This window comes from Litoreibacter arenae DSM 19593, assembly GCF_000442275.2.
Taxonomy (GTDB): Bacteria; Pseudomonadota; Alphaproteobacteria; order Rhodobacterales; family Rhodobacteraceae; genus Litoreibacter; species Litoreibacter arenae.
The window spans coordinates 608,335-619,389 of sequence record NZ_KE557314.1; the positions used below are offsets into that span (position 1 = coordinate 608,335).

The 11,055-nt window shown below is 61.7% G+C and carries 12 protein-coding genes; 3 read left to right on the forward strand and 9 right to left on the reverse strand.

Features of this window, described 5'->3' with window-relative positions; genetic code table 11:
* Nucleotides 1-95: 95 nt before the first annotated feature.
* Both THALAR_RS15360 and THALAR_RS15365 read left to right on the forward strand, forming a co-directional pair.
* Nucleotides 96-1,676, forward strand: a complete 1,581-nt coding sequence (locus tag THALAR_RS15360; RefSeq protein WP_021102512.1) for a Hint domain-containing protein — start codon at nucleotides 96-98, stop codon at nucleotides 1,674-1,676.
* Between the two features lie 135 nt (nucleotides 1,677-1,811).
* Complete coding sequence (locus tag THALAR_RS15365) at nucleotides 1,812-2,459, forward strand: Hint domain-containing protein (protein WP_021102513.1); 648 nt, start codon at nucleotides 1,812-1,814, stop codon at nucleotides 2,457-2,459.
* Here THALAR_RS15365 and THALAR_RS15370 read toward each other — a convergent pair.
* A complete protein-coding gene (locus THALAR_RS15370; RefSeq protein WP_021102514.1) occupies nucleotides 2,456-2,830 on the reverse strand; it encodes a hypothetical protein in 375 nt (124 codons plus the stop codon). The two genes, THALAR_RS15365 and THALAR_RS15370, sit on opposite strands and share 4 nt — an antisense overlap.
* Nucleotides 2,830-3,657: a 2,3,4,5-tetrahydropyridine-2,6-dicarboxylate N-succinyltransferase gene (gene dapD / locus THALAR_RS15375; RefSeq protein ID WP_021102515.1), complete on the reverse strand. Its 828-nt coding sequence runs from the start codon at nucleotides 3,655-3,657 to the stop codon at nucleotides 2,830-2,832. Before dapD ends, THALAR_RS15370 begins: the two co-directional genes overlap by 1 nt.
* A gap of 88 nt (nucleotides 3,658-3,745) precedes the next feature.
* Between dapD and THALAR_RS15380 the strand changes: the two genes are divergently transcribed.
* A complete protein-coding gene (locus THALAR_RS15380; protein ID WP_040819354.1) occupies nucleotides 3,746-4,549 on the forward strand; it encodes an LOG family protein in 804 nt (267 codons plus the stop codon).
* Here the strand turns inward: THALAR_RS15380 and THALAR_RS15385 are convergent.
* The 7 genes from THALAR_RS15385 to THALAR_RS15415 all read right to left on the reverse strand — a co-directional run bounded on the left by THALAR_RS15385 (nucleotide 4,546) and on the right by THALAR_RS15415 (nucleotide 10,939).
* A complete protein-coding gene (locus THALAR_RS15385; protein ID WP_021102517.1) occupies nucleotides 4,546-5,244 on the reverse strand; it encodes an ATP-binding cassette domain-containing protein in 699 nt (232 codons plus the stop codon). The two genes, THALAR_RS15380 and THALAR_RS15385, sit on opposite strands and share 4 nt — an antisense overlap.
* 1 nt (nucleotide 5,245) lies before the next feature.
* Nucleotides 5,246-6,418, reverse strand: coding sequence for an FtsX-like permease family protein (locus THALAR_RS15390; RefSeq protein ID WP_021102518.1), 1,173 nt, complete (start codon nucleotides 6,416-6,418; stop codon nucleotides 5,246-5,248).
* The gene (locus THALAR_RS15395; RefSeq protein WP_021102519.1) at nucleotides 6,415-7,638 is read right to left on the reverse strand and encodes an HlyD family efflux transporter periplasmic adaptor subunit; all 1,224 of its coding nucleotides are present in this window, start codon (nucleotides 7,636-7,638) and stop codon (nucleotides 6,415-6,417) included. Before THALAR_RS15395 ends, THALAR_RS15390 begins: the two co-directional genes overlap by 4 nt.
* Nucleotides 7,639-7,707: 69 nt before the next feature.
* A complete protein-coding gene (locus THALAR_RS15400; protein WP_021102520.1) occupies nucleotides 7,708-8,064 on the reverse strand; it encodes a DUF5368 domain-containing protein in 357 nt (118 codons plus the stop codon).
* An 11-nt stretch (nucleotides 8,065-8,075) separates the two neighbouring features.
* The gene (locus tag THALAR_RS15405; protein ID WP_021102521.1) at nucleotides 8,076-9,392 is read right to left on the reverse strand and encodes an NAD(P)/FAD-dependent oxidoreductase; all 1,317 of its coding nucleotides are present in this window, start codon (nucleotides 9,390-9,392) and stop codon (nucleotides 8,076-8,078) included.
* A gap of 98 nt (nucleotides 9,393-9,490) precedes the next feature.
* Nucleotides 9,491-9,931, reverse strand: coding sequence for a hypothetical protein (locus THALAR_RS15410; protein ID WP_021102522.1), 441 nt, complete (start codon nucleotides 9,929-9,931; stop codon nucleotides 9,491-9,493).
* A gap of 30 nt (nucleotides 9,932-9,961) precedes the next feature.
* Nucleotides 9,962-10,939: an SLAC1 anion channel family protein gene (locus tag THALAR_RS15415; RefSeq protein ID WP_021102523.1), complete on the reverse strand. Its 978-nt coding sequence runs from the start codon at nucleotides 10,937-10,939 to the stop codon at nucleotides 9,962-9,964.
* Between the last annotated feature and the right edge of the window lie 116 nt (nucleotides 10,940-11,055).

Below are 11,055 nucleotides of genomic sequence, written 5' to 3' on the forward strand. Positions count from 1 at the left end.
CTCGAGCGTGAATTTACCGAGTTTCATATTGATGCGAAGGGTTCAGATATCCTTCTGAAAAGACGCTCGCCTGATCTCCGGGGACGGAGGCAGTAATGGTCGCAGCAGCGAAACTTCCGATTTGGGAAGGCGCGTCCGCAGTGCGGATGGCAAACGAGATTTTCGGCAACGGGTCTACCGTGGTCGGCGCATCCTATCAGGGGTGGTCGCAGGCGTCGGGCATCTACTACAACGGCGATAGCCTTGCGCCAGGTGCGACACCCGGGGACACCGGCGTCATCCTGTCTACCGGCCGCGCCAGCGACTTTACCAACTCGCGCGGCACCTCCAACCAGTCCAACAGCACCTCGACCAACACCCCCGGCGTCAACAACGACAGCCAGTTCAACGCGCTGGCCGGCACCAACACCTATGACGCGGCAATTCTGAATGTCGACTTCATCCCCGACGGCGACACGCTGTCTTTGCAGTTTATCTATTCGTCCGAGGAATATCCCGAATACGTCAACTCCATCTACAACGACCTCGTAGGCGTATGGGTCAACGGTGCGCCAGTGTCGCTTGCCGTGGGCGACGGGGTGTCGGACATCGGCAACATCCACGCGACCAACAACCAGAACCTGTACAACGACAACACCAACGACGACTACAACACCGAGATGGACGGCTTCACCGTCACGCTGACATTGACGCTCAACGTCAACCCCGGCGTGGTGAACTCCATCCGCATCGGCATCGCGGACGTGTCGGACAGCAGCTACGACAGCAACCTGCTGATCGCGGGCGGCTCCATCCAAAGCGATGTGCTGGCATATGACGACGCCTTTGACGTGGTGCAAAACGGCACCCCCACGCTGGACGTGCTGGGCAACGATGTCGAGCACACGGGCGGCACGCTGACGATCACCCATATCAACGGGCAGGCCGTGACCAGCGGCAGCACCGTGACGCTGGCGACGGGTGCAACCGTCACGCTGAACGCGGATGGCACCTTTGCATATGCCAACGACGCCGACCTCGAAGAGGTCAGCTTCACCTACACCGCCGAGAACAGCTCCGGCGTGTCGGACACGGCCTTTGTCAGCGTCAATACCATCCCCTGCTTCGTCGCGGGCACCCTGGTGCAAACCCCGTCCGGCCCCCGCGCGGTCGAGAAGCTGGCCCCCGGCGATCTGGTGCTGACCAAGGATGACGGCCCGCAACCGGTGCGCTGGATCGGCTCGCGCGCCGTGGATGCGACCGGTGCGCTTGCCCCCATCCGCATAGAGGCGGGCGCGTTCGGCGACCACGACACCCTGTCCGTTTCGCCACAACACCGCGTGCTGATCACCGATGAGATGGCGGAGGTTCTGTTTGGCCACAAAGAAGTGCTGGTGGCCGCCAAGGATCTGGTCAACGACCTGACCGTGCGCCGCGACACCTCGCAGGCGCAGGTAACTTACGTGCATATCCTGTTCGACACCCATCAGGTCATCTATTCCGAAGGTCTGGCAACCGAGAGCTTCCTGCCCGGCCCCCAAAGCCTTCAATCCTTCGAACATGACGTCGTAAACGAAATCTGCACGATTTTCCCCGAGATTAACCCTATGACCGGACACGGATACGGAGCAGCAGCGCGAACCGCGCTCAAGGGATACGAGGCACAGCTTTTGCTGTCACAGGGCTATGCGGCATAGGATTAACTTCAAATACGGCAACAATGCCTTGGTTGTTCCACGGAATGACCACGGGTGTTCCATGCTTTTGGCCCGAACCAAGGTCATTTGTTACCCAAGCAAGGGTCACGCTGACTCGTTGTGGGGTAACAAGTAATGAAACACGTAGCTTTGACAATTGACGGACGGGAAGCCCTGCTGGGGCACGTCGAAAAGTTCCAAACGATGGCGCTGCGGGCCAATGGCCGCGTCGCCAACGATGACGATATCCTTCCGTCTTTTGCAAACATCGACGATCTGCCAGAAGCTCCGGCAAATACCGGCATGATGGCGGACACCCGTGTTGCTACGCCGAACGGCCCCCGCCGTATCGACGAATTGTCAGCAGGCGATCACGTTCTTGACGCCGAAGGCCGCACCGCAACCGTTCGCCACGTGCTGACCACCGACGCGCCGCGCAACGCTTTCATGCTGCGCGCGCCCTATTTCGGGCTGGACCACGACATCGTCGCGGCACCTGACCAACGGATCGTCGTCACCTCCGACATCGCGGAATACCTGTTCGGGGAGGAAACGGTCATCATGCCAGTCTGGGCGCTGAGCGATGGCCGCAGGGTCGGCCATTACGAGACCCGCAAATCCGACCGCATGTATCAGCTACAACTCGACACGCCCGCGCCTTTGGCGATCGGGCGTTGCGCCGTTTCCGCGCTGTATAAGGACGGGGCAACCCAAGGCCGCGTCCTCAGCGACGAAGAAGCCCGCTGCTTCGCCACCGAGCATCGCAGCGGCTACCACAACTAGGCGTCACCTTCGTAAAACGCGGTGGTTTGCGCCACCACGACAGAGTTCTCCTCAAGCGCGCGTTGCATCAGGGCGCGCTCTTCCTCTTCAATGTCATGCCCTTCGGCCAGCCGGTCATCCAGCGAGCCGTAGCCCGTGACGTCCAGCGGGGCCAGCCCCGCCTGCTTCATCAGCGCCACGGTTTCGCGCACCGCTTCCGCCTCGTCCACGCCGCTGGCGTAGCACATCAGCGCAGCACCCGAGGCGTGATCCGGCAGCCCGTCCTCCTCCTTCCGGCCGACCTCGACCAGAAGGGTGAACACTTTGTGCTGCTTCTTGGGCTTGTCCTTAACCATCAGCCGCTCATGCGCCTCCGTCCACAGCTCTGCCATCAGTCACGCAGCAACTCGTTGATACCGGTCTTGGACCGCGTGCGCTCGTCCACCCGCTTCACGATCACCGCGCAATAAAGCGACACGTTGTTCTTCGACGGCATAGAGCCCGCCACGACCACCGAATAGGGCGGCACTTCACCATACATCACTTCGCCGGTTTCGCGGTCCACGATCTTGGTGGATTGGCCGATAAATACGCCCATCCCCAGCACCGAACCTTCGCGCACGATGCAGCCTTCGACCACTTCGGACCGCGCGCCGATAAAGCAGTTGTCCTCGATGATCGTCGGACCAGCCTGCATCGGCTCCAACACGCCGCCAATGCCGACGCCGCCGGACAGATGCACGTTCTTGCCGATCTGCGCGCAGGACCCGACCGTGGCCCATGTGTCGACCATGGTGCCTTCGTCGACATAAGCGCCAAGGTTCACGAAGGACGGCATCAACACCACGCCGGGCGCGATATAAGCCGACTTGCGCACCACGCAGTTCGGCACGGCACGGAAGCCCGCGGCGTTCCACTGGTTATCGCCCCAGCCTTTGAACTTGCTATCCACCTTGTCCCACCAGCCAGCACCCTGCGGCCCGCCGTCCTGATGTTCCATATCCTTGATGCGGAAGCCCAACAGCACCGCCTTCTTGGCCCACTGGTTCACATGCCACGACCCGTCATCCTGCTTCTCGGCAACCCGCAACTTTCCGCTGTCCAATGCGGCCAGCGTGTCTTCGATAGCGTCGCGCGTCTCGCCGCTGGTGGCGGGGGTGATCGTGTCGCGGGCCTCCCAGGCGGCCTCGATAGCGGTCTCTAGCTGAGCATTGGACATGGTCGGGTTCCCTCAATCGTCTCTGGTTTCAAAACTTGAACGCCTATAGACCGAAATGACGCACCCGCGCAATGAAGAGGCAGACAATATGAAAGACGACCACCGCAGGCACCCCATGCGTCACTCCCGGCAGGACATGGAGGAGGTCAAACAGATCCCCGACACACCGCAGACGCGATCCCCTGCCTACCAGCTGGCGTTTACCGACAATGACTTCATGTGCCGCGAAGAGTTGCGCCCCGTGCGCTTGCAACTGGAATTGCTGAAGCCGCAACTGATGATGGACGAGGCCGGCATCGTCTCCACAGTCGTCCTTTTCGGCGGCGCGCGCATCCCCGAGCCTGCCAAAAAGGACACCGCCCGCACCGAGACGTTGGCCGAGTTGTCAAAATACTACGACGAGGCCCGCAAGTTCGCGTATCTCATGACCAAGCGCTCCGATGGCAATCATAACGTGATCTGCACCGGCGGCGGTCCCGGCGTCATGGAGGCCGGGAGCCGCGGTGCGCTAGAGGCTGGCGGGCGGTCCATAGGCCTCAACATCGTGCTACCGCACGAGCAGGCCCCGAACGAATACGTGACGCCCGAGCTGTGTTTTAACTTCCACTATTTCGCCATCCGCAAGATGCACTTCCTGATGCGCGCCTGCGCGATCACCGTGTTCCCCGGCGGCTTCGGCACGCTGGACGAGACGTTCGAGGCGTTGACCCTGATCCAGACCGGGCGCATGAACCGCGTCCCCTTCGTTTTGTTCGGCGAGGCGTTCTGGCGCAAGATCATCAACTGGGAAGCGCTCGAAGAAGCCGGAACCATCGGCGCGGATGACCTTGAGCTGTTCCACTTCGTCGAGACCGCCGAAGAAGCCATCGCCATCATCGACGACTACGCTTAGGCGTTGGCGTCGATAGACTTCACGATGCGCCCTTCTTCCAGCGTCACGATCCTGTCCGCCTGATCGAGAATGCGGTTGTCATGGGTCACCATCACGGTTGTCGTTCCCCGTTCGCGCCCAAGCCGCTTGATCAGCGCCACCACATTGGCGCTGGTTACGCGGTCCAGCGCCGCCGTGGGTTCGTCCGCGAAAATAATATCGGGATTGCCAACCAGCGCCCGCGCTACGGCGACACGCTGCTTCTGCCCGCCTGAAAGGTTGGCGGGCAGGTAGTCCAGACGATCCCCCAGACCGACCAGACCGAGCAGATGGCTGGCCGCCGCGTCCGCCTGTTCGGCGGGCAGGTTGCCGTGCACCTGAAGGCCCATGACCACGTTTTGCCGAGCCGTCAGGCTGTTATGGAGATTATGCGCCTGAAAGACGAAGCCCAACCGCCGTCTGAGCGCGGTCAACAACGCTCCGCTTGCGCCGTGCAACTCATGGCCCAGAAGATCGACCGAGCCGTCCTGAACCTCCCTCAGGCAGCCCAGAAGCGTCAGCAACGTCGTCTTGCCGGACCCTGACGGGCCGACCAGCACGGTCAGGCTTCCAAGCTCGACCTCCAGATTGATGTCGAACAACGCCTGCTTTCGCGCCTCACCTGTGCCGAACCAATGGTTCAGATTTCGGGCGGCTATAGGATGTTTGCTATCCATCTCAGAACAAATCCGCAGGATCGGCAGCAGCAAGCCGCCGTGTCGCAATCGCGCCTGACAGCGCACAGGCCACGACCGTGCCGACAAACACCGCAATGGCCATGCCAACCGTCATTTCCAGCGGCAAGGTCGTGGCAGCAGCCATCCCCGTCAGTATTCCCGTCCCGACCGCAAGCCCCGGGATGAACCCCAGAATGCCCAGGATCAGAGCCTCCTCCAACACGATGCCCAAGAAGAAACTGTGACCATAGCCCATCGCCTTGAAGGTCGCATATTCGCGCATGTGGTCGGACACGTCGGTGGACAGCACCTGATAGACAATGACGATCCCCACCAGAATGCCGATGATGACCCCGAAGCCGAAGATGATGCCGGTGGGGCGTTTGGTCTGCTGGTAGGACAGATCCTCTTGCGCGGCGTCTGCGTAGCTGCGGATGCGCAGGGTCTTGTCGGACACCAGCTCGCGCAGGCGCTCCGCCACCTTGGCAGCATCCACATGCGGGCGCGTTTGCAGCAGCACGTGATCGGGGGCCGAGGAACTGCGTTTGGGAAACATCGTCAGATAGGTCTGGTCGGACAGGATCATGTATCCGTCACCGCCAAACCCCCCGCCCCCCGCGAAAGTATCGTACAGCGTCAGCGTTTTGCCGGAAACTTCGAACGACAGCGGCGTTTGCGGACGGATCGACGCCGCCTCGTCGCGTGGCAGCCCGCGGCTGAAGCGATCCAGAAGACCGGCCCCCTGAAGTTGCAAAATGGAACTCTTGGCCGCTATGTCAGGTGACAGGAAACGGCTTTCGGTCGGGTCAATCCCGTAGGTGGTCAGGCCCAGCGACTGGGCGCCGCGCTGCCACGACACGTTGCCGACGAACAGACCCGTACCGGCCTCCACGTCAGGGTCCGCCAGCGCCTGCAACATCCATTGGCGGGCGACATTGCCGCCGTCGGTCATAGAATTCGCATCTGAGGCCGAGATCATGATATCCGCCGAGAAGAACTCGTAAGGTTTGAGGGTCGCGGTAGCCATGGAATTCATGATCCCGAGCTGCACGAAGACAAGCACATTCGCGAACGCCACCCCCGCAAGCGCGGCGGCAAAGCGTGCGCGGCTATGCGTCAGTTGCAGCCAGCCGATTGGCAACCGCCCGAGAAGCGCGTGCAGAAGGCCGGTCATTGGCGCGCGGGCTCGTCAGTGTCGATGCGGGCAATGACCTCAAGATTGGTAAACCGCGCCGCTATGCCGGAAGACGCCACATCAAGTTCGACCATCACCCGGATCACCCGCGCGTCAGTGTTCGCGGCGGTATCGTCCGACACAAGCCCTTGCCGCCCCACAGTCAAACCGATGGACTGGACCCGCCCCTGAAGGGTTTGCCCCAAGGCGGTCGAGGCAAGCTCTACAGGCTGACCGGACTGCACCTTCGCGATGCGGTCCTGATAAATCTCGACCTCGGCCATCATCTGGTCGGTGTTGCCCATCTCCATGATGCCTTCGGTCGGCGGCCTCTGACCGGGCGTTGCATGAATGTCCAGCACCGTGCCGGTGATCGGAGCCAACACATCGGCGCGGGCAAGGTCACGGCGCGCGCGGTCCAGATCAGCCGTCGCAGCGTCCAGATTGCGCGCGGCAACGATGACGTCCGGCTGCGCATCCACAGCGACCGAAGCGTAGCGTGCCAGCGTCGCTTCGGCCTTCGTCACCGCTAGGGCGGCCTGCTGCTCGCTTGCGATCATGGCATCCAGCGTCGCACGGGTGACGACGCCACGGTCAAACAGCGATCGCGTGCGCTCCAGCTCTGCTTTGGACTCCGTCGCAGCGCTTCGGGCCTGATCCAGCGCGGCTTGTGCCTCGTCCCGGCTGTTCTGCACTGATGCACGTGTTTGCGTCAGGGTCGCCTCACGTATCGCAACGGCAGCCTCGGCCTGTAGAACGGCGCTTTCCAGAACGCCGTGATTGTCGAGCCGCGCCACCGGCGTGCCCTTCTCAACCCTGTCGCCTTCCGCCACCAAAATTCCAGCCACACGCGCGTCTCCGGCGCCGTAGGGGGCCGCCACAATCGACACATCCCCGCGCGGCAACAGCCGTGCCAAACCTATGACATCGGTGACGCGCATCGTCTCGACCATCTCCCGAGGCACTTCGATCTCGGGAGGAAGCGCGATTGGGGACGCAGACCCGCCCCCCGGCTGCAAACCTGTCAGCGAATAGAATTTCTGCAGACCGGGCGGCTGGAAATACATCCCGATCACGGCTCCGGTGAACAGAAACACCGGAATAAGCAGCACCCAAAGAAAGCCTTTGCGAAACCGCCGCCGCGTCGGAGTCTGACTGTCCTGACCGCCACCGTGCTCAATGATTTCGAGCGGAAGCTCGTCTTCGGGTTTGTCGTTCATTCGTTATCCGATCGCTTTCAACATCCGTAGCCACATTCGCGCGTCTTGGCCAATGCGCGAATTGTCCGGTCAGTCTGTCTGTTGCGATCCTCGGAACAGAGATTGCACGGTATAGACCAGAATTGCCAACCCCACGGCACCCATGGCCGCAACACCCAGCAGCACGATCACGTCAATCGGGCCACCGATGTCGCGCATGTTCGAATGGGTGATGGCCAGCACGAACACGACAGCCGCCACCGCACCGACGGGCATCGACAACTGCGCCCACAGGAATTTGTGCATCGACATCGAGCGGTCTCGGATCAGCACGTAAAGGTAGGCCAGCGTGACGGCGACGGCCACGGCGACCATGCCCCAGAACAGCGGGCCGCCGAAGATTTCCTCGAATACGGCGATCAGGGTCTCTGGTGTCAGTTGTTCCATGAAAACTCTCCTCAGGCTTTGCCGCGCAGCATTGCGTTATAGGTGGCTTTCAGGGCCACCTCCTTCATCAACCAACTGATCCACAGCTCTTCCAGCGGCGCGATCATGCCGGGGAACGAAGGCACCAGATTGTTGTGGTAGTCGAACTCCACCAGCATCGCGCGACCGACGCGGGTGATCAGCGGGCAGGACGTGTAGCCGTCATATGCCGCGCGGCCCTCGCGCCCTTCTATGGCGGCAACCAGATGGTCCTCGACCACAGGCACCTGCCATTTCACCGAAGCCGCCGTCTTGCCCTTGGGGACGCCCGCCACATCGCCAAGCGCGAAGATGTCGGGGTAGCGCAGGTGGCGCAGGGTTTTCATGTCCACCTCGACCCAGCCCTGATCCGTCCACTTGTCCGCCCAGCTAAGGCCGGACTGACGGATCACTTCGGGCGCGCGTTGCGGCGGAATGACGTGGAGGTAGTCATACTCCATCTCCGTATCGCCGTCCGGCGTCTCGAAGGTCGCAATTTTGCGTCCGCCGTCCACGGCTTTCAGCACATGACGGTAATGCGGCGTGATGCCCCGATCCCCGAACAGCATCCGCACTTTCTCCGACACGATCGGGACGCCGAACAACGCGCCGTCATGGGCGGCATAGTGCATCTCGTGCTTGCCCGCCCCAGCGGTGCGGGTGGCGATATCCTCGATCAGGAACGTATGCTTGAGTGGCGCACCGGCGCATTTCATCTCGGTCACAGGGCGGGTGAAGACGCCGACACCTCCGTCTTCGGTGAATTTCGACGCGGCCTCCCACGTCTTGGCGGCATATTGCGGACCGGCATAAAGCGCGCCGATCCCGTTCGATCCGACCATATCAAGCGAGAAGCCCTCAATCGCGTCGTGATCCAGAACCAGACCGGGGGCGACCACGAGGAAATCATAGCTCAGCGTCTGGCCGTCGCTTGTTCCGACCGTCTTGGCCTCAGCGTCAATGGCCGCCGCCGCCTCGGGTATCAGAGTGACATCTTTCGGCAGCCAGTCCGCCGTGTTCGATTGGGTGTAGGAAGCCGGTCTCAATCCCACCGCCACAAGCGACAGGCCCGGCTGATACAAGTGCTCGGCGCTCGGGTCGAGAATGGTAATGCTCGCCCCATCCAGCCGCTCCACAAGGCGGTTGGCCACGGACGTTCCAGCAGCCCCCGCCCCGATGATAACGATACGCGCTTTCGTCTGAACACGTTGCGCAGGCGCGGGCCGCACCGATGCGGCGGTCGCCAATCCGCCAAGAGCAAGCCCCAGAAAGGTACGGCGCGAGGTATGAATACTATTGTCACTTGTCATTGTCCGGTTCCTTCCAGAAGGCTCTGCCATTCCGGCCTTTTCGGGGTAAGCCGCACCCGCGCATGCGGGGGCGGCAGGTTCTTATCCTTCGGCCCAGATCAGAAGCTCATGACAGTCGTGTCATCGGCCACGATCGCAGCGCCCATCGCATCAGGTGCGGCGGCAGTTACACCATCCACCAGCACAGACGCATCCGCGCCCTTACCGGGCAGATAGATCGCGCAGACCTGAACCTTCAGGGCGTTCTTTTCCATCATCGTCTTCATCAACCCCTGCGGGCTGGCGTCCTTGGGCGGTTGGCCCGTGGTGGCAGACGCAGGGGCGTCCTTCAGGGCGATGTCGCCAGCTGGACCACACAGCATCATCTCAGCCGGAGAGCCCGCTGCCATGGCGTTCATGGTCAGCACCATGGCCATAAGCTGGGTTTGCGGCTCTGCGGCCGTCAGAATGGTAATCAGCTTGTTGGGCGCGTCGGCCTGCGCCGTCGTTGCAAGACCAAGCGCCAGCGCGGACGCTGCTAGAATTTTGGAAAGACGCATTTTGGAACTCCTTTTATGCGTTGGGAAGATCTATTCGGGGACGCAAATCGTGCCTGCCCGCATCGCCGTAGCCGTGCGGGCGATCAGCAGCCCGACAACCAGGATCAGAAGCGCCAGCAAGCCGGACCCGACCCATTGGTGCGGAACGGACCCCGCCTTGTGCGCGTATCCGAAACTGGCGATTGCAAGCGCCGCGATTGGAAAGGACAGCGCCCACCAAGACAGCGCGAAGGGCAGCTTGCTCAGCTTGGCGGCCTGCGTGAGAACAACCAGCGCAAAGACGTAAGCGGCGCTCAACAGGAAATGCCCGAACGCGCCGACCTCATCGCTCAGGCCCAGCCACGCGCTGAAAGCGACGGCGGGCGGCGCCACGAGGATCATCAGGGTCGGGACCATTTTGCCAGGCATCGGGTCGTGAAACATCAACCGGTTCATGACCAGCGTCAGCAGGACGACCCAAAAGATCAGCCCGCCGGAAAAGAACAGCCAGGACAGATCTACGTAGCCAAGCTTGCTGCCCGCCAACGGCACGATCACGTTACCCACCGCAGGGATGAACCAGGCGGGCGTCATCATCTGGGTCTGAAATGGCCGGTGCCCGATCCAAGCCGAGATCACCGACAAGGCCAGAACGCCCTGCAATGCGGTCGCGAACAGCCAGAGCGGCTCGGCTATTGCCGGGCTCACCTCGATCAGCGCGGTGGCGAGCAGCAACAGAGAAATCGAAATTGCAGGGAAGAACGCGATCTTAACGGGATGGTGCCAGTCCTCCGCCACCTTTTCGGGATAGTGGAGCGCCTTTGACAGATACCCCGAAGAGACCGCGACAAGCATTATAACGGACACCGTCAGGACGGTCATCGACACACCATGCCCGAACCCAAAACTGCTCTCGGCGGCACGCAAGGCAAGCGTCAGGCCCATCATGCCCATACCGATGGCGAACAGCGTAATGGGGAAATGCGCAAGTCGTGATGTCGTAGCCTGATCCGGTTCGATAACTGACATTTGCCCTACCCCCTTGACGCCAAATACGTGTGCCCGAAGCACGGCGACCAGCGGATGGCTCCCAATAAGCGCCAACCGATCTGCCCTGCATTTTCCCAAGATTACCGAGGATTCGA

Coding starts and splice junctions, on each gene's coding strand:
- THALAR_RS15370 (WP_021102514.1), bottom strand. CDS start 2,830: ATGGCAGAGCTGTGGACGGAGGCGCATGAGCGGCTGATGGTTAAGGAC.
- dapD (WP_021102515.1), bottom strand. CDS start 3,657: ATGTCCAATGCTCAGCTAGAGACCGCTATCGAGGCCGCCTGGGAGGCC.
- THALAR_RS15365 (WP_021102513.1), top strand. CDS start 1,812: ATGAAACACGTAGCTTTGACAATTGACGGACGGGAAGCCCTGCTGGGG.
- THALAR_RS15395 (WP_021102519.1), bottom strand. CDS start 7,638: ATGAACGACAAACCCGAAGACGAGCTTCCGCTCGAAATCATTGAGCAC.
- THALAR_RS15405 (WP_021102521.1), bottom strand. CDS start 9,392: ATGACAAGTGACAATAGTATTCATACCTCGCGCCGTACCTTTCTGGGG.
- THALAR_RS15390 (WP_021102518.1), bottom strand. CDS start 6,418: ATGACCGGCCTTCTGCACGCGCTTCTCGGGCGGTTGCCAATCGGCTGG.
- THALAR_RS15400 (WP_021102520.1), bottom strand. CDS start 8,064: ATGGAACAACTGACACCAGAGACCCTGATCGCCGTATTCGAGGAAATC.
- THALAR_RS15360 (WP_021102512.1), top strand. CDS start 96: ATGGTCGCAGCAGCGAAACTTCCGATTTGGGAAGGCGCGTCCGCAGTG.
- THALAR_RS15380 (WP_040819354.1), top strand. CDS start 3,746: ATGAAAGACGACCACCGCAGGCACCCCATGCGTCACTCCCGGCAGGAC.
- THALAR_RS15410 (WP_021102522.1), bottom strand. CDS start 9,931: ATGCGTCTTTCCAAAATTCTAGCAGCGTCCGCGCTGGCGCTTGGTCTT.
- THALAR_RS15385 (WP_021102517.1), bottom strand. CDS start 5,244: ATGGATAGCAAACATCCTATAGCCGCCCGAAATCTGAACCATTGGTTC.
- THALAR_RS15415 (WP_021102523.1), bottom strand. CDS start 10,939: ATGTCAGTTATCGAACCGGATCAGGCTACGACATCACGACTTGCGCAT.